This window comes from Streptomyces sp. R41, assembly GCF_041053055.1.
In the GTDB taxonomy this organism is placed as follows: domain Bacteria; phylum Actinomycetota; class Actinomycetes; order Streptomycetales; family Streptomycetaceae; genus Streptomyces.
Genome location: NZ_CP163443.1, coordinates 2,577,300 through 2,593,618, shown reverse-complemented (window position 1 = coordinate 2,593,618; position 16,319 = coordinate 2,577,300). Strand labels below are relative to the sequence as shown.

17 protein-coding genes are annotated in these 16,319 nt (G+C 71.9%); 10 read left to right on the top strand and 7 right to left on the bottom strand.

Going from position 1 to position 16,319, the window contains the following annotated elements; translation table 11 throughout:
• Window positions 1-83 precede the first annotated feature (83 nt).
• Genes AB5J53_RS12220 through amaP form a run of 5 tightly spaced genes read left to right on the top strand, consistent with a single transcriptional unit; the run spans window position 84 to window position 2,459 of the window.
• Window positions 84-572 (top strand): Asp23/Gls24 family envelope stress response protein, encoded by a 489-nt coding sequence (locus tag AB5J53_RS12220; RefSeq protein ID WP_369245650.1) that lies wholly within the window; start codon window positions 84-86, stop codon window positions 570-572.
• A gap of 59 nt (window positions 573-631) precedes the next feature.
• Window positions 632-817: a hypothetical protein gene (locus AB5J53_RS12215; RefSeq protein WP_369245649.1), complete on the top strand. Its 186-nt coding sequence runs from the start codon at window positions 632-634 to the stop codon at window positions 815-817.
• A 3-nt stretch (window positions 818-820) separates the two neighbouring features.
• Window positions 821-1,204 (top strand): hypothetical protein, encoded by a 384-nt coding sequence (locus AB5J53_RS12210; protein WP_369245648.1) that lies wholly within the window; start codon window positions 821-823, stop codon window positions 1,202-1,204.
• Window positions 1,201-1,875, top strand: coding sequence for a DUF6286 domain-containing protein (locus AB5J53_RS12205; protein WP_369245647.1), 675 nt, complete (start codon window positions 1,201-1,203; stop codon window positions 1,873-1,875). The genes AB5J53_RS12210 and AB5J53_RS12205 overlap by 4 nt, the downstream gene beginning before the upstream one ends.
• Window positions 1,876-1,880: 5 nt before the next feature.
• Window positions 1,881-2,459 (top strand): alkaline shock response membrane anchor protein AmaP, encoded by a 579-nt coding sequence (gene amaP / locus AB5J53_RS12200; protein WP_369245646.1) that lies wholly within the window; start codon window positions 1,881-1,883, stop codon window positions 2,457-2,459.
• Window positions 2,460-2,546: 87 nt separating this feature from the next.
• Here amaP and AB5J53_RS12195 read toward each other — a convergent pair whose 3' ends face one another.
• The 7 genes from AB5J53_RS12195 to AB5J53_RS12165 all read right to left on the bottom strand — a co-directional run bounded on the left by AB5J53_RS12195 (window position 2,547) and on the right by AB5J53_RS12165 (window position 11,227).
• A complete protein-coding gene (locus AB5J53_RS12195; RefSeq protein WP_369245645.1) occupies window positions 2,547-3,302 on the bottom strand; it encodes an SDR family oxidoreductase in 756 nt (251 codons plus the stop codon).
• 5 nt (window positions 3,303-3,307) lie between these two features.
• Window positions 3,308-5,191 carry a glycoside hydrolase family 15 protein gene (locus AB5J53_RS12190; RefSeq protein ID WP_369245644.1) on the bottom strand — a complete coding sequence of 628 codons (1,884 nt, stop codon included), beginning with the start codon at window positions 5,189-5,191 and terminating at the stop codon, window positions 3,308-3,310.
• An 85-nt stretch (window positions 5,192-5,276) separates the two neighbouring features.
• Window positions 5,277-6,068: an SURF1 family protein gene (locus tag AB5J53_RS12185; RefSeq protein ID WP_369245643.1), complete on the bottom strand. Its 792-nt coding sequence runs from the start codon at window positions 6,066-6,068 to the stop codon at window positions 5,277-5,279.
• 140 nt (window positions 6,069-6,208) lie between these two features.
• Window positions 6,209-6,442, bottom strand: a complete 234-nt coding sequence (locus AB5J53_RS12180; protein WP_054232337.1) for a hypothetical protein — start codon at window positions 6,440-6,442, stop codon at window positions 6,209-6,211.
• Window positions 6,443-6,693: 251 nt separating this feature from the next.
• A complete protein-coding gene (locus AB5J53_RS12175; RefSeq protein ID WP_369245642.1) occupies window positions 6,694-7,695 on the bottom strand; it encodes a DEDDh family exonuclease in 1,002 nt (333 codons plus the stop codon).
• 168 nt (window positions 7,696-7,863) lie between these two features.
• The gene (locus AB5J53_RS12170) at window positions 7,864-10,443 is read right to left on the bottom strand and encodes an MXAN_6230/SCO0854 family RING domain-containing protein (RefSeq protein WP_369245641.1); all 2,580 of its coding nucleotides are present in this window, start codon (window positions 10,441-10,443) and stop codon (window positions 7,864-7,866) included.
• Between the two features lie 166 nt (window positions 10,444-10,609).
• A complete protein-coding gene (locus AB5J53_RS12165; protein ID WP_369245640.1) occupies window positions 10,610-11,227 on the bottom strand; it encodes a TetR/AcrR family transcriptional regulator in 618 nt (205 codons plus the stop codon).
• A 123-nt stretch (window positions 11,228-11,350) separates the two neighbouring features.
• Here AB5J53_RS12165 and AB5J53_RS12160 point away from each other — a divergent pair, with 123 nt between their 5' ends.
• The 5 genes from AB5J53_RS12160 to AB5J53_RS12140 are packed head-to-tail and all read left to right on the top strand — an operon-like array spanning window position 11,351 to window position 16,315.
• A complete protein-coding gene (locus AB5J53_RS12160) occupies window positions 11,351-12,148 on the top strand; it encodes an acetoacetate decarboxylase family protein (RefSeq protein ID WP_369245639.1) in 798 nt (265 codons plus the stop codon).
• Window positions 12,148-13,032, top strand: coding sequence for an SDR family NAD(P)-dependent oxidoreductase (locus AB5J53_RS12155; RefSeq protein ID WP_369245638.1), 885 nt, complete (start codon window positions 12,148-12,150; stop codon window positions 13,030-13,032). Before AB5J53_RS12160 ends, AB5J53_RS12155 begins: the two co-directional genes overlap by 1 nt.
• Before the next feature lie 11 nt (window positions 13,033-13,043).
• Entirely contained in the window at window positions 13,044-14,327 is a 1,284-nt protein-coding gene (locus AB5J53_RS12150; protein ID WP_369245637.1) for an amidohydrolase family protein, read from the top strand.
• Window positions 14,324-15,550: an amidohydrolase family protein gene (locus AB5J53_RS12145; RefSeq protein WP_369245636.1), complete on the top strand. Its 1,227-nt coding sequence runs from the start codon at window positions 14,324-14,326 to the stop codon at window positions 15,548-15,550. Before AB5J53_RS12150 ends, AB5J53_RS12145 begins: the two co-directional genes overlap by 4 nt.
• Before the next feature lie 54 nt (window positions 15,551-15,604).
• Window positions 15,605-16,315, top strand: coding sequence for a VIT family protein (locus tag AB5J53_RS12140; protein WP_369245635.1), 711 nt, complete (start codon window positions 15,605-15,607; stop codon window positions 16,313-16,315).
• Window positions 16,316-16,319: the final 4 nt, after the last annotated feature.

The window sequence follows — 16,319 nt, the reverse complement described above, 5'->3', positions numbered from 1 at the left end:
CCAGCCTGCCGCATCCCCGGCGCGCGACCGCGCAACCCCACTTACTGTGGGTGCAGGAGGACGACCGAAAGGGACGTACGGCGATGACTGACATGACAGAGCCGGACCGGACGGAGACCCCCGCCGGCGAGAAGGGGTCGCCCCAGACCCGTAAGCCCGGAGTCACCAAGCGAGGCGGCGGTGACCCCGCCACCCGGGGACGGACCACGATCGCCGACGGCGTCGTGGAGAAGATCGCCGGGCTCGCGGCCCGCGACGTGCTCGGTGTGCATGCGATGGGCAGCGGACTGAGCCGGACTTTCGGGGCGGTGCGCGATCGTGTGCCCGGCGGTACGAAGTCCGTCTCGCGAGGTGTGAAGGCCGAGGTCGGCGAGCTGCAGACCGCGCTCGACCTGGAGATCGTCGTCGACTACGGCGTGTCGATCGGCGACGTGGCCCGTGCCGTGCGCGAGAACGTCATCGCGGCCGTCGAGCGCATGACGGGCCTTGAGGTCGTCGAGGTCAACATCGCGGTGAGTGATGTGAAGCTTCCCGAGGAAGAAGAGGAGGAGCCGGAGACACGGCTCCAGTGACCGCCCGGTCACCGTACCGCTAGTGATCACTCGGCCACCGAACTGCTGAGGAGCACACCATGAGCTTGGCCGTGATCGGCATGATCGCCGGAATGGCGCTGGGCTTCGCCGGGTACTTCGGCGGATTCGGGGCCTTCTTGCTGGTGGCCGCCCTGGGGGCCATCGGGTTCGTCGTCGGGCGGTTCCTGGAGGGGGACCTGGACGTCGGCGACTTCTTCCGCACCCGCGACAACCGACGGCGGTGACGCGTGCCAGGTCATGTCGACCGGCTCGGTGAGACGCGGCGGCCCGCGACGGTCGTCGCGGCGGCCGACCGGGGCGCGACCCGGATCGCCGACCGGGTCGTCGCGAAGATCGCCGCCCAGGCGGCGCGCGAGGTGCTGCCCGCGCTGCCCCCGGACGCCGTGCCCCCGCACGCGAGCGTCGTCGTGCACCACGAGAGCGCCCGCTTGCGTGTCAGCCTCGAACTCGACTACCCCTCCGACATCGGCGGCCGGTGCAACGCGGTGCGTCGCCATGTCGCTGAGCGGGTAAGGGCGTTGGCGGGGATGGAAGTGCCGGAGGTGGCCGTCCAGGTGGAGCGGCTGCACCTGGCGCAGGCGCCCGGCGTGGCACAGGGGAGGACGCGATGAGCGAGTCCCAGGGCTCCGACAGCACCCAGCGCATGCCTGTACTGGAGAAAGCGGGTGAGAGCGCACTCGGTCAGTCCGCCTCCGCGGCGGCGTACGAACCGCTGCACACCGTGGACGACGAGGACGGCGGTCAGGGCCGTTTCTGGTCCGCGCGCCGCGTCCCCGCGGGCATCCTCGCGGTGGTGATCCTCGTCGTGGCTGCCGTCTTCCTCTACGACATCGCAGCCGTACGAGCCCACCGGTCCGCCATGCACTGGCGCAAGTCGCTGGCCCGGCAGCTCGCCGAACGGTCCCTCGACGACACCTGGGTGCTCGTCGGCGCGGGAGTCGCGGCCGCCCTCGGGATCTGGCTGATCGTCCTCGCCGTCACGCCCGGACTGCGCGACGTGCTGCCGATGCGGCGCACCCATGCCGACGTCCGGGCCGGGCTGCACCGGGGCGCCGCCGCGATGGCGCTGCGCGACCGGGCCATGGAGGTCGCCGGGGTGCAGTCGGTCCGGGTGCGCATGGGCCGTACGAAGGCCGACGTCCGTGCGGTCTCGCACTTCCGTGAACTCGACGACGTACGTGCCGACTTGGACGCCACGCTCGCCGACGGCATCAGGGGGCTCGGACTCGCCCGGCCGCCCGCGCTGTCGGTGCACGTCCGGCGCCCCGGACGGAAGGGGTGAGGCCCATGCTCCGGATGGTCAACCGCGTACTGCTCGGGATCGTCGGCCTCGCGCTGGTCGTCATCGGCGGCTCCGTGCTCGCCGTCGGGCTCGGCGCGAAGCCGCCCTCGTGGTGGATCCACGACGGGCAGCACGACGTGCTGCTCAGCCAGGCCGAGCGGACCCGGTGGCGGGACAACGGCTGGTGGTGGCCCACCGTCATCGCCGTCCTCGCGATTCTGGTGCTGCTGTCCCTGTGGTGGCTGGCGGCCGTGCTGCGGCGGCGCCGGCTCGCCGAGGTGCTCGTCGACACCGGCGACGGCGAGGGCGCGCTGCTGCGCGGGCGGGCCCTGGAAGGCGTACTGGCCACCGAGGCGACGCAGTTGGACGGCGTCGAGCAGGCACAGATCCTGCTGACCGGGCGGCGCAGCGCACCCGAGGCGCGGGTGCAGCTTCTGCTGGAACCGCATGTGGACCCCGGGCAGGCCCTGCACCTGCTGACGGCGGAGGCGCTGGCGCACGCGCGGGACTCGGCGGGCCTCGCCGCGCTCCCCGCGGAGGTACGCCTCCGCGGGGTCAAGCACCGTGCCCAGCGGGTCAGTTGATCCTTGCCGGGAACCTGTCGGCCAGAATCTGTCGGCCAGGAATCTGTCGGCCAGAACCTGTCGGCCAGGAATCTGTCGGCGAGGAACCTAGAAGCCGTGCCGCATTCCGCCGTCCACCGGCAGCATGATGCCCGTGAGGTACGACGCCGCCGGTGAGAGCAGGAACGCGGCGGTGCGGCCGAACTCCTCCGGGGTGCCGTAGCGGCGCAGCGGAATGCGGGCCTCGTTGGCCGCGCGGGTGGCCTCCGGATCGGCGGAGTAGCCGTCGAGTTCGCGGACGCGGTCGGTGTCGATGCGGGACGGGAGCAGGCCGACGACGCGGATGCCGCGCGGGCCCAGCTCGTCCGCGAGGGACTTGGCGAAGCCCGCCAGACCGGGGCGCAGACCGTTGGAGATGGTCAGCCCGGGGATCGGCTCGTGCACCGAGGCGGACAGCACGAAACCGATGACACCGCCTTCGCCGAGCTCCGCGGCGGCCGCGCGGGCCAGCCGCACCGCGCCCAGGAAGACCGACTCGAACGCGGCCGTCCACTGCTCGTCCGTGTTGTCGGCGACGAACCCGGGCGGCGGGCCGCCGACGCTGATCAGGATGCCGTCGAAGCCGCCGAAGTGGTCACGGGCGGCGGCGATCAGCCGGGCCGCGGTCCCCGGGTCGGCGTTGTCGGCGGCGCCCCCGACCGCGTTCGGGCCGAGCGCGGAGGCGGCGTCGGCGACGCGCTTCTCGTCGCGCCCCGTCACGATCACCTTCGCACCGTCGGCGACGAGTTCACGCGCGGCGGCGTTGCCCAGGCCACGGGTGGCTCCCGTGACGACGTACACACGGTCCTTCAGTCCAAGATCCATGGCCCCTATCCTGCCTGCTCGCCCCCGAACAGGGCGAGGGCGGTACCCACCAGGCCGATATGGCTGAACGCCTGAGGGAAGTTGCCGAGCTGGCGGCCGGAGACGGGGTCGTACTCCTCGGAGAGCAGGCCCACATCGTTGGCGAGTCCCACCAGCCGTTCGAACAGTTCACGGGCCTCCTCCGTACGACCCGTCAGATGCAGTGCCTCCGCGAGCCAGAACGAGCAGACGAGGAAGGTGCCCTCACCGCCCGGCAGCCCGTCGAGGGCGGACTGCTCGGTGCCGACGCCCATCTGCTCGGTGCTGATGGCGGTCGACTCGGTGCCGGTCTGTTCGATGCTGACCCGGGTCTGCTCGAAGCTGATCCGGGTCTCCTCGATGCTGTATCTGCGCAGGAAGCCGTTGTGGTCGAGCTCCTCGCGGACCGCGGCGATCGTGCCGAGAACCCGCGGATCGTCGTGCGGCAGGAAGCCGACGTGGGGGATGAGCAGCAGCGAGGCGTCCAGCTCGCGCGAGCCGTAGGACTGCGTGAAGGTGTTCCGCTCGGGGTCGTAGCCGCGTTCGCACACCTCCCGGTGCACCTCGTCGCGCATCGCGCGCCAGCCCTCCAGGTCGCCTTCGAGGTCCGGGTCGCCCTCCAGGGTGCGTACGGCGCGGTCTGCGGCCACCCAGGCCATGACCTTCGAGTACACGAAGTGCCGACGCGGGCCGCGCACCTCCCAGATCCCCTCGTCCGGCTGTCGCCACGCCGTCCGCAGGAACTCCATCAGGGCGACCTGCACCCGCCACATGTGCGGCTTGGACGGCAGGCCCGAACGCCGGGCCAGCGACAGTGAGTCGATCACCTCGCCGTACACGTCGAGCTGCAACTGCTGCACGGCGTCGTTGCCGACCCGCACCGGGTACGAGCCCGCGTGGCCGTTCAGCCACGGCAGTTCGTACTCGGACAGGCGGCGTTCGCCCGCGAGGCCGTACATGATCTGCAGGTCCGCCGGGTCGCCCGCGACCGCGCGCAGCAGCCAGTCGCGCCAGGCCTCGGCCTCCTCGAGGTAGCCGGCCTCCAGGAGCGCGCCGAGGGTGAGCGTGGAGTCGCGCAGCCAGCAGTAGCGGTAGTCCCAGTTGCGGACGCCGCCCAGCTCTTCGGGCAGCGAGGTGGTGGGGGCGGCCACGATGCCGCCGGTCGGCGCGTAGGTGAGTGCCTTGAGAGTGATCAGGGAGCGCACGACGATGTCCCGGTGCGGGCCGTCATAACGGCAGCGCGCCGCCCACGCCTGCCAGTCCTCGACGCTGGTGCGCAGCGCCTCGAAGGGGTCGCAGAGGGGTGGACGCGGCTGGTGCGAGGGGTGCCAGGTCAGAACGAAGGCGACTTTCTCCCCCTTTTCGACCGTGAACTCCGAGTACGTGCAGAAGTCCTTGCCCCAGGTGCGCACGGGCGGCTCACTGCGCAGCCAGACCGAGTCCGGGCCCGCGACCGCCACACGGTGGCCGTCCGCCCGGCGCATCCACGGCACGATCGAGCCGTAGTCGAAGCGCAGCCGGAGCAGGCTGCGCATGGTGACCCGGCCGCTCAGCCCTTCGATGACGCGTACGAGATCGGGGGCGTGCTCGCGCTGCGGCATCAGGTCCGTCACCCGGACCGAGCCCTCGTCCGTGTCCCACTCGGTGTCGAGCACGAGTGTGTCCGGACGGTACGCGCGCCGGGTGCAGGGGCCGGCGCCCTTGGGTGCGATGCGCCAGTGCCCGTTGTTCTCGTCGCCAAGAAGCGCGGCGAAACAAGCCGCGGAATCGAAGCGGGGCAGACACAGCCAGTCGACGGAGCCGTCGCGGCCCACCAGAGCGGCGGTCTGCTCGTCCCCGATGAGCGCGTAGTCCTCGATGCGTTGGTGCACGGTGGACGGGTTCCCGAGGGGAGCGGTGGCCAATCGGGCCGCCAGAGTGGCGCGAACCGTCCGCGCCGGGGTGGCGGCCCTGGCGCTAGACGGCCGCCGCTGCCGTTTCCGGCGTGGCCTGCGCCGTCGCGGCCTCCGCCCGGTCACGGCGTTCGCGGCGGACCAGGATCACCCAGCCCACGGGAACGCCCGCCGAGAACAGCCACCACTGGATCGCGTACGCCATGTGCGGACCGATGTCGCTGTGCTCGGGGTCGGGGATCAGCTCGGGGGAGTCGCCCTTGGGCTCCGGCGCGGTCTGCTCGATGTAGCCGCCGAGGACCTGCTTGCCGAGCCGCTGCGCCTGCTGCTCGCTGCTGATCAGCATGACCTGGCGGTCGGGCAGGCCCTCGACGTTCTTGATGCCGCTGTCGGCGGTCGTCTCGTCGGCCATGAGCCGGCCGGTGACGGTGATCTCGCCCTGCGCGGGCGCCGGGATCTTCGGGAACGCGGTCTGCGCGCCGTTCGCCGGGATCCAGCCCCGGTTGACGACGAGGACCCGGCCGTCGTCCAGGACGAACGGGGTCAGGACGTGGTAGCCGACCTCGCCGTCGGAGTTGGTGCGGCGGCGTACGACCTCTTCGTGCGCGGTGTCGAAGTGCCCCTTCGCCGTCACCCGGCGGTACAGGTCGTCGTGCTTGATGTGCTGCCCCGGCGCGGTGAGCGACTCGGCGGGCACCGGCTCGGCGGCCAGTGAGTCGGAGATCACCGTGTTCAGCGCGACCTTGTGTTCATGGCGGTGCAGCTGCCAGTAGCCCAGTCGGATCATCGTCGGGATGAGCGCGAGGGTCACGAGGGTGAGAATCACCCACTGCCGGGTCAACAGGAAGCGGTACACCCCATTGACGTTACTCGGCACGATTCGGCCCCCGACGGGAGGGTCCCGCCGAGGGCCGTGCGGATGCCGCGTGCCGGGCTCGGGACGCGGCCCTGTGACGGGCTCGGGACGCTGCCCCGTGCCGGGCCGGGGAGCGAGGCTCAGACCTTGTCGATGATCCCCACCTTCCCCTCCGCGCGGGCGCAGTGCGCGCCGCAGAACCAGTGGCCCTCGACCTCGACTCCTTGGCCGATGATCTGGACGCGACAGTGCTCGCAGATGGGGGCCATCCGGTGGATCGCGCAGGAGAAGCAGTCGAAGACGTGCACCGCGCCCTGCGCGTGCACCTCGAACGTCATGCCGTAGTCATTGCCACATACTTCACATCTCGCCATGCGCCACAGGGTGAGGGGCCGACGCGGTGCGGGCGAGCGGGCGCCGGGCGAGTCGCCCGCCAATCACCCGTACGTCCGTCAGCCCTCGTACGTCCGTCAGGGGCCCCGGGGGTCCCTCAGCGGCGGTCTTCCGTCGGTGGCCCTCGGTCCTCCGTCGGTGGCCGCCGCCCGTTCGTGAGTGGCCCTCGGCCGTCAGGCGGTGCCCGCCGGGCGTTCGTCAGTGGCCCTCGGTGGACGTCGGCGGTCGTCGGTCACCTCTCCGTCGCCGGCTCCACGTCCCCCAGCAGCTGGCCGAACGCCGCCTCGTCGATCACCGGTGTCCCGAACTGCTTGGCCTTGACCACTTTCGACGTACTGGAGTCCGGGTCGTTGGTGACGAGCAGGCTGGTGAGCCGGGACAGGCTCGTCGCGACATGCAGCCCGGCCTCGACGGCGCGGTCCTCCAGCAGTTCGCGGTCGACGGAGGTGTCCCCGGAGAAGGCGACCCGCATGCCCTGCTTGAGCGGTTTGCCCTCTTCATAACGGCCTGGGTTGGGATAGGGGCATGCGGGACGCTTACGGGAAGGGCGCCAACTACCGGACGGGTAGCCGCTCCCGGACGGGTAACCGCCCGACTGGCGCCCGATCCGCGGCGTCGCGGGGCTGTCGGACCACTCCTTGAGCGGCCGGCACTCCAGCAGCGGCAGCCGCACCCCGTCGCGCGCGGCCGCGCGAAGGCTCGGCCGGAATGCCTCGGCCAGCACGCGCGCGTCGTCCAGCGCGTGGTGCGCCCGCTGCTGCACGACCCCGAAGTGCGCGGCCAGCGACTCCAGCTTGTGGTTGGGCAGCGGCAGCCCCAGCTCCTTGGAGAGGGCGATGGTGCACAGCCGCTGGCGCACCGGCGCCTCGCGCTCCGCGCGCGCGTACTCGCGCGCGATCATCGACCAGTCGAAGACCGCGTTGTGCGCGACCAGCACGCGGTCGGCGAGCCGGTCGGCGAACTCCTCGGCGATCTCCTGGAAGAGCGGCGCCCCTTCGAGCATCTCGCTCGTCAAGCCGTGGATCCACACCGGGCCCGGGTCCCGCTCCGGGTTGACCATCGTGTACCAGTGGTCCTGGACCTCACCGCGCGCGTCCAGCCGGTAGACGGCGGCCGAGATTATCCGGTCGTCGCGGGCCAGGCCTGTGGTCTCCACGTCAACGACCGCGTACCCCTGCGGATACGCGGCCGGCCAGGAGGCTGGGGACGCTGCGGTCGTGAGGTCTTCGAGCATGGTCATTGAGGATACGGGCCGCGACTGACAGTCAGGCCGTCGCCTTCCCGGAACGCGGGGCTCCCAGGGCCCCGGACATGGCCACCCGCGCGTGGACCCCGCAAGGGCGCCGCGCCGGCCCCGAGTTGACGCCGCGCCCGCCTGCCGGCCCGGCGTCGCCGCGGGCTCTCAGCCCAGTGCCGCCACGAGGTCCCCCGCCGTCAGCGGCTCCAGACCGCAGCCGTCGACCGGGCCGGGCAGCAGCCGGTACACGGACCCGGTCGCGCCCTCCGGGGCGACACCGCCGTGCACGAGGGCGAGCAGCGCGTGCTTCTTGGCGGCCGTCTCGGCGGCGAGCGCTTTCGCGTCCTCCGAGGGGCGCCGCCACTCCGGCGGCTCCAGGGCACGCACGCGTGCCGCGAAGGCCAAGTCGGTCTCACCCTCCCGGCGGTGGTAGTGCCACAGCTCATCGGTCGAGGGCGCGCGGCGGACCACCGCGACCTCATCCGTACGGGCCGCGGCGTGCCAGACCGCGAGGTCCCACAGCGTCGTACGGCCCGAGGTGAAGTACTGGAAGAGGTCCTTGCCGACACGGCCGAGGTCGGCGCTGTGCCGGTGCACGCTGTGGAAGCCCTCGGACGGCGGCAGATGCAGGTCCGTCCACAGGAACGTGCGGCGCTCCAGATCGACCAGCATCGGGACGTGGATGCGCGACTCGCCCTCCAGGTCGTAGCGCTGGCGCACCGTCCGAGGATCGTACGAGGCATCGCGGCTGTCCTTCGAGGGCAGCGCCATGAACCCGGCGAAGGCGTCGAGGAGCCGCTCGAAGGGGACGTTGTTGTAGCTGAAGACGATGGGCACGGCGAACCGCACCCGGCCGTCGGCGAGCGCCGCGAGGTCCAGGTCCGCGTACTCGGTCGCGCCGTCGGGTGCCGGAGCCGAGGTGAGGTCCCCGGAGTGCACCGCGGCCCGGTCCCCGTACACGAGGTTCGTGTAGTCGCACACGCCCACGAACGTCCAGTCCTCGTCGTACAGCGCGACGGACAGATCGAGGTCCACGCGCGTCTTGTCGGGCTGCGTCCAGTGCAGGAAGAGCCGAAGGACCTCGCCCTGGGGCAGCGGCTGGCTGCTGCCGCGCGGCACGGAGACGAGCGCCTTCGCGGACGCGCGTTCGGCGGAGGGGACGGCCAGGCCCGCGAGACCCGAGTCGAGGACCGCGAGGTCGAAGCGCGAGGCGTCGGCCAGACGGCGCAGGGCCTCCTCCTCCAGGAGCGCGCACACGCCCTCGGCGACCGCCTCGGCCAGTGGGGCCCGGGTGTCGTCGAGGGTGAAGGAGTGCGTCACCTGGCCGCGCGGGAAGAACACCCGCCGTTCGCCCGGGAGATGCCGGACACGCAGCCGGCCGAGCGCCGCGAGCAGCGGGCCGGGACCGGCCTTGGGCAGGACCCGCCGCAGGGTGTCGGCGAACCCGTCCGGCAGCCCCGTCAGGTCGTGCAGTCGCAGCAAGTGGTCCATCCTGCGCAGCAGCTCGCCCGGGCGCTGGGCCAGCAGGGCGAGCGCTGCGGTGAAATCGCCTTCCCGCAGGGCCTGTTCGGTGCGCGCTCCCCAGGTGTCGGCCTTGAGGCGCGTGCCGTCGACGCGTACCGCGTCAGGGTGCGCGGCCGCCGTACGCAGCAGGGCCTCGCCCAGCGGTGTGGCGGAGGTGTCCGTGGCGCGCAGTACGGCGAAGGCGAGGGCGGCCTTCGGGCGGCGCGCGTGCTGCTCGTACGGGTGCAGGATCTCGGCGGCGCGCTTCCAGGCGACCGGATGCCGCAGAACGTCCTCGACCAGCGACGACGCCTCGAACCCGTCGAGCACGGCGAGGAGTTCGCGGCGCAGCGCGCGCGGAAGCGAGCGCAGGCGCCGCAGTTCGATCAGATCGGCCTCGCCGCCCGACCAGACCTGCAGCAGACGCAGGACGTCGGTCGCGGTGGTCAGGTGTGCGGCGAGCAGCGGGCGCACGGCCTCGCGCGTACGCCGGTCCAGCAGGAGGCTGCCCAGGACCAGCGCCTTCGTCTCGCGGACCGGGATGTCCTCGGGCATCCAGCTCAGCGAGGCGGAGGCGTGCGCAAGCAGCAGCTTCACGTCGGCGCGGTCCTGCGGCGGCAGCGGCGTACGCCGGGCCAGCAGCCGGAGCAGCGCCTTCGTGGCGTCGGCCTTCCGGTCGGTGCCGAGGGCGAGCAACTTCAGTGGGCCGGTGGGCACTTCGAGCCGACGGCGGGGCTCGGCCGGCTTCAGGAACGGGTCGCCGCCGTCGATACGGCGATGGCAGATCGGGCAGCCGGAATAGTCGGCGCCGTCCCAGCACGTGCGGCACACCAGGTGGGCGCACGGCGACACGGGGTGCACGCTGCCGACGGTGCCGCACAGCACGCACGGCTGCGCCGGCCACTGCAGCAGCAGCGTGAAGACGCGGTCGACGTAGAGCTCGAAGGTGTCGTCGGGCACCGATGCCGGGAAGCTGCGGAACAACGGCATGTGTGTGCGGTCGGCGCCCAGCTCCGCGTCGATCCGCCGGATCAGGGAGCCGCCGGCGTCGGCGAGTCCGGCGGGGCCGAGCCAGGCGAGCGCGGCGCGCAGCGGTGCCGTCGGGGCGAATCCCCGGTCGAGCAGCTCGGCCTCCAGGGCGGTCAGGCCCTCGGTCGTCGACGGGTCGCCCGGGCGTGGTCCGGCCTGGTCGACGTAGACGGTACGGAGGCGGCGGAGCAGCACGGACGACAGCACGGACAAACGGATTCCCCCCGGAAAGTGTGTGTGAGGCGGGGGCGGGGAGTGAGCGCGCTACGGGTGTCATAGAAAGAGTGAGAAGGAAGCACGCTTGCGGAGCCGCCCCCGCGATCACGGAGTCTAGGGAGTCGGCGGTCCGCACTGCCACCGAATATTTTCGAGGTCCGGATCAGCGGGCGAGCAGCGCTTCCACCAACGCCCGTACGGAGGTGACGAACAGCCGCTCCTGGTCGACCGGCCCGGCCAGCGCACGGGCCAGGCCCGGATCGTCCTCCGCGGTCTCGGAGCCCCACAACTCCTCCTCGGCGGGCCGCTGCACCGGCGCGCGCTCCCGATTGCGCTCGACCAGGACGAAGCCGACGACCAGGAACTGCACGGCCCGTACGACCTCGGCCGCGCGGGCGCCCCGCAGCCCCGTGGCGTGCACCTCGTGCACCAGGGCGCGCTGCGCGGGCAGGAACATCCGCTCGGTCAGGCCGCGTTCGTGCACCATCGCGACGAGGTGCGGGTGGTCGCGCAGCTGTCGGCGCAGGGCGCGGGCCACCGACACGATGCGCTGCGCCGGCGTGCGCCCGGTGGGGCGGATCACGCCGAGATCCGCGACGGTCCGCTCCACGAGTGCGTCGAGCAGGGACTCGCGATTGCCGACGTGCCAGTAGATCGAGGTCACCGCGGTGCCCAGCTCGGCGGCGAGCTTGCGCATCGTCAGGGCGTCCGGGCCGTGCTGCTTCACGAGTCCGGCGGCGGTCTCCAGGACCTCGTCGCGCGTGAGTGCCGGTCTTCCCATGGTGCTCCCAAGTCCGTGTCCGCACAAGTATTTACCCTTCGCGGAGTCTGCTGTAACTGTGTTACAGGCGCCAGTGACGGACCATCAGGAACTTTCGATGCCTTCGGTGAAGGGCGGTACGACATGGCACGAGTGAGGTACGGGGCACGGACCGAGGCGGAGATCGCCGCCGCGCGCGCCGCGAGCTCCAGACTCCCCGACATCTGGTCCACCGGCGTGGTGGCCGTCTGGGAGAGCGATCCGGACGCGGTCGCGGCGGTCCTGCCGCCCCCGTTGAAACCCACCGGGCGGCCGCTGGTGCGGGTGAACATCAGCAAGGTCGACCTGCCCGGATACCCGCTGGGCGCGGGCTCGTTCGCCGTCGCCGCAGCGCACGACGGCGTCGAGGGCTGGTACCCGCTCGTCATGCCGATGACCCACGAGCGGGCTCTCATCGGCGGTCGCGAGGTCTTCGGGGAGCCCAAGAGGCTCGGCGAGGTGACGGTCGAGCGCGACGGTCTCGTCGTCCGCGCCGCACTCGCCCGGCACGGCATCGCGTTCGTCGAGGTGCGCGGCGCCGTCAGCGGCGACCTGCCGTTGCCCGAGCCCGCACAGAAGACCGACTTCTACTTCAAGTTCCTTCCCGCGGTGGACGGTTCCGGCTTCGACGCCGACCCCGTCCTCGTGCACTGCGTGCGCAACGAGAAGGTGCGCAAGCTGGAGCGCGTCACCGGGGACGTCGTCCTGCGCGAGTCGATGTACGACCCCGTCGCCGATCTCCCCGTACGCGAACTCGTCGAGATCACCATCGGCGAGAAGACCACCGACCAGAAGGGCAAGGTCGTCGAACGGGTCAGCGCCCAGGCCCTGTTGCCGTACATCCACCAGCGCTACGACGATCCCCAGCAGATCCTCGACGGGCCGCCGGAGGGGAGTGCCTGATGGATCTCCGGGAAGGTCAGGTCGCCGTCGTCACCGGCGCGGCGAGCGGGATCGGGCTCGCGATGGCACGGCGGTTCGCGGCGGACGGTCTGAAGGTCGTCCTCGCGGACGTCGAGGAGGGCGCCCTGGAGAAGGCCGCGGCCGAGCTGCGGGAGGACGGCGCCGACGTGCACGCGCGCGTGGTGGACGTCGGGGAGCGCTCGGAGGTCGTCGAGCTGGCCGAGGCCGCGTACGAGAAGTACGGCGCCGTGCACGTGCTGTGCAACAACGCCGGGGTCGGATCCGGTGCCGAGGGCCGCATGTGGGAGCACGACCCGAACGACTGGAAGTGGGCGTTCGCCGTCAACGTCTGGGGCGTCTTCCACGGCGTCCAGGCGTTCGTCCCCCGGATGATCGCCCAGGGCGAGCCGGGCCACGTCGTCAACACCTCCTCCGGGGACGGCGGCATCGCCCCGCTGCCCACCGCCTCCGTGTACGCCGTCACCAAGGCGGCCGTCGTGACGATGACCGAGTCGCTGTACGCCCACCTGAAGGCGGAGCACGCGCGCGTGGGCGCGTCCGTGCTCTTCCCCGGGCCCCACATGCTCCGTACGGGCCTGTGGGAGTCGCACCGCAACCGGCCGTCGCGGTACGCGAAGCAGAGGCCCAGGAAGACCCCGTACCGCAGTCTCGACCAGTGGGAGGCCGCGATGAAGGAGGCGGGCCACGAGGTGCGGTTCACACCCGTCGAGGAGGTCGCCGACCTCGTCGCCGAGGGGATCCGACAGGACCGCTTCTGGCTGCTGCCGGAGAGCGAGCACAGCGACCGGCAGATCCGGGCGCGGTCGCAGTCGATGCTCGACCGTTCCGAACCGTCGTACCTGGAGAACTTCATTCTGGACTGAGGAGGCGGGCGATGGCCGGCCAGGACCCCTACCTGATCATCTCCTCCGACTGCCACGCCGGACTCCCCACCGAGGAGTACCGGCCCTATCTGGACCCCCGTTTCCACCGGGACTTCGACGAGTTCCTCGCGGGCCGCGACCGGCGCCGCGAGGAGATGACGCGGCTCGGCATCCGCAACGAGGCGTTCGCGAACAAGTGGTTCCAGGACAACGAGGAAGGCCTGCGCGGCGGCTGGGACACCGCGCAGCGCCTCAAGGAGCTGGACGGCGACGGCGTGGCCGCGGAGGTCGTCTTCCCGGACGCGGACGCCGTGGACAGCCAGACGGCCGCCCCCTTCGGCGTGGGCCTCGGCCTCTCCGGCGACCAGGACCCCGAGCTCGGCATGGCGGGCGCGCAGGCGCACAACCGCTGGCTTGCGGACTTCGTCTCCGAGAACCCGGAACGGCACTGCGGAGTCGCCCTGCTGCCCATCACGGCGGAGGTGTCGCGCGTGGTGGAGGAGGTGTACCGGGCGAAGGAGTCGGGGCTCGGCGCCCTGATGATCCCCTCCATGTGGGTCGACAAGGAGCCGTACCACGACCGGCGTTACGACCCCGTGTGGGCGGCGGCCGCCGAGTGCGGGATGCCGGTGGTGACCCACTCCGGGGCGGCGCCGCGCCACGAGTACGGCGACCACCTCGGTATTTACGTCAGCGAGGTGACGTGGTGGCCCGCCCGTCCCCTCTGGTTCCTGCTGTGGTCGGGAGTCTTCGAGCGGCACCCGGGCCTCAAGTTCGGGGTCGCGGAGTCCGGTTGCTGGTGGCTGCCGAACCTCCTCTGGTTCATGGACCGCCTCTACCTGGGCGCGCACGGCGGCAAGAAGCTGTCGCCCTTCGCGGAGCTCAAGCGGCCTCCGCACGAGTACCTGGACCGGCAGCTCTTCATCTGCGCGACGAACACCAAGCGCCGAGAACTGGCCCAGCGGTACGAGATCGGCGTCGACAACATCCTCTGGGGCAGCGACTTCCCGCACCCCGAGGGCACCTGGCCCGACACGCGCGCGTGGCTGGCGAAGACCTTCCATGACATCCCGGTCGAGGAGACGCGCCGGATGCTGGGCCTGGCGGCCGCGGAGATCTTCGGCTTCGACGTCGAGACGCTGGCACCGCTCGCCCGGCGCATCGGCCCGACGCCGGCCGACCTCGGCCAGAGCGACGACCAGACGGCCGTGGAGGCGTCCTGGGCGCGCTCGCGCGAGGTGGGCCGCCACTGGCTGACCGACCACGACTTCCCGGTCCTGGGAGCCACGTCATGAGCGATCGGTACACGGTGATCTCCGCGGACTGTCACGCGGGCGCCGATCTTCTCGACTACAAGCCGTACTTGGAGAGGCGGCACCACGAAGCGTTCGACGCGTGGGCGGCCACATACGTCAATCCGTACGAGGACCTGCTCGCCGACACGGCCGACAAGAACTGGAACTCCGAGCGGCGCCTCGCGGAGCTGGAGGAGGACGGGATCGTCGCGGAGGTGGTCTTCCCCAACACCATCCCGCCGTTCTTCCCGTCGGCCTCCCTGATGGCGCCCGCCCCGACGGCGGAGGAGTTCGAGCAGCGGTGGGCCGGGCTGCGCGCCCACAACCGCTGGCTCGCGGACTTCTGCGCGGCAGCTCCTGGCCGCCGCGCGGGCGTGTTCCAGATCCTCCTGAACGACGTGGACGAGGCGGTGAAGGAGATCCGCCGGGCGGCGGGTGCGGGCCTCAGGGGCGGCCTCCTGCTGCCCGGCACCCCGCCGGGTTCGGGTCTGCCCGAGCTGTACTCCTCGGCGTACGACCCGATCTGGGCGGTCTGCGCGGAGCTGGGCGTCCCGGTGAACCACCACGCGGGCTCGGCGTCGCCGCCCCTGGGCGACGAACCTGCCGCCCGGGCGGTGTTCATGGTGGAGACGACCTGGTTCTCGCACCGCGCGCTGTGGCACCTGATCTTCGGCGGTGCGTTCCGCCGCCACCCGGACCTGAAACTGGTGCTGACCGAGCAGGGCTCGGGGTGGATCCCCGGGGTGCTCGACATGCTGGACTACTACCACGGGCGGCTGGTGGCGGCCGCCACGAAGGCGTCGACGGCGGAGTCGAAGTTCGGCGCGGGACTGGCCGCGGCGATGGGCAAGGGCCCTTCGGAAGTCTGGCGGGACAACTGCTTCGTCGGCGCCAGCTTCATGCGCCCGCACGAGGTGCCGCTGCGCGACCGCATCGGCCTCGACAAGATCATGTGGGGCAGCGACTACCCGCACGACGAGGGCACCCACCCCTACTCCCGGGAGGGCCTGCGCATCGCCTACGCGGGCCTGCCCCGGGAGGAGATCGCCGCGATGGTCGGCGGCAACGCGGCCCGCGTGTACGGCTTCGACCTGGCGTACCTGGACGGGATCGCGGCGAAAGTCGGTCCCACGGTGGCGGAGATCGCCGAGCCGCTCGGCGCTCCGCCGGCGGACGCGACGAGCCCGGTGTTCGCGAAGGGAGGGTCGGTACGGGTGTGGTGACACCCCAAGGGGTCGGTACGCGGCTGTGGGCGCCCGGAGTGCGATCCTCCCCCTGTGACCGAACCAACGCACGACGAAGCCCACGCAGGCGCGCTCGGCTCGCGGCTGAACTGGCTGCGGGCCGCGGTCCTGGGCGCCAACGACGGCATCGTCTCCACCGCTGGCCTTGTCGTCGGCGTGGCGGGTGCCACCGCCGACCGCTCCGCGCTGCTCACGGCGGGTCTCGCGGGACTGCTGGCCGGATCGATGTCGATGGCGGCGGGCGAGTACGTGTCCGTCTCCACCCAGCGGGACTCGGAGTTGGCCGCCCTGGCCATGGAGAAACGCGAGCTCAAGGAGCAGCCGGAGGCCGAGCTCGCTGAGCTGACGGACCTGCTGCAGGAGCGGGGCCTGTCACGGGACGTGGCCCGGGAGGCGGCGGTCCAGCTGACCGAACGGGACGCGTTGAAGGCCCACGCGCGCGTGGAGCTCGGCATCGACCCCGACCAGCTCACCGATCCGTGGCATGCGGCCTGGGCGAGCTTCCTCTCGTTCACCGTGGGCGCGTTGCTGCCGCTCCTGGCGATCGTGCTCCCGCCGGCGGACTGGCGGCTCGGTGTCACGGTCGTGTCCGTGCTGGCCGCGCTCGTCCTCACCGGCTGGAGCAGCGCGCGGCTGGGCTCGGCGGACGCGGGGCGGGCGGTGCTGCGGAACGTGGCCGGGGGCGCCCTGGCGATGGCCGTGACGTACGCGGCGGGGGCCCTGCTCGGGGCGGCCGGCGTGTGAACGC

Bases quoted from the DNA above. Each gene is read 5' to 3' on its own strand.
- AB5J53_RS12220 (WP_369245650.1), top strand. From the start codon at position 84: ATGACTGACATGACAGAGCCGGACCGGACGGAGACCCCCGCCGGCGAG.
- AB5J53_RS12215 (WP_369245649.1), top strand. From the start codon at position 632: ATGAGCTTGGCCGTGATCGGCATGATCGCCGGAATGGCGCTGGGCTTC.
- AB5J53_RS12205 (WP_369245647.1), top strand. From the start codon at position 1,201: ATGAGCGAGTCCCAGGGCTCCGACAGCACCCAGCGCATGCCTGTACTG.
- amaP (WP_369245646.1), top strand. From the start codon at position 1,881: ATGCTCCGGATGGTCAACCGCGTACTGCTCGGGATCGTCGGCCTCGCG.
- AB5J53_RS12195 (WP_369245645.1), bottom strand. From the start codon at position 3,302: ATGGATCTTGGACTGAAGGACCGTGTGTACGTCGTCACGGGAGCCACC.
- AB5J53_RS12180 (WP_054232337.1), bottom strand. From the start codon at position 6,442: ATGGCGAGATGTGAAGTATGTGGCAATGACTACGGCATGACGTTCGAG.
- AB5J53_RS12175 (WP_369245642.1), bottom strand. From the start codon at position 7,695: ATGCTCGAAGACCTCACGACCGCAGCGTCCCCAGCCTCCTGGCCGGCC.
- AB5J53_RS12165 (WP_369245640.1), bottom strand. From the start codon at position 11,227: ATGGGAAGACCGGCACTCACGCGCGACGAGGTCCTGGAGACCGCCGCC.
- AB5J53_RS12160 (WP_369245639.1), top strand. From the start codon at position 11,351: ATGGCACGAGTGAGGTACGGGGCACGGACCGAGGCGGAGATCGCCGCC.
- AB5J53_RS12155 (WP_369245638.1), top strand. From the start codon at position 12,148: ATGGATCTCCGGGAAGGTCAGGTCGCCGTCGTCACCGGCGCGGCGAGC.
- AB5J53_RS12150 (WP_369245637.1), top strand. From the start codon at position 13,044: ATGGCCGGCCAGGACCCCTACCTGATCATCTCCTCCGACTGCCACGCC.
- AB5J53_RS12145 (WP_369245636.1), top strand. From the start codon at position 14,324: ATGAGCGATCGGTACACGGTGATCTCCGCGGACTGTCACGCGGGCGCC.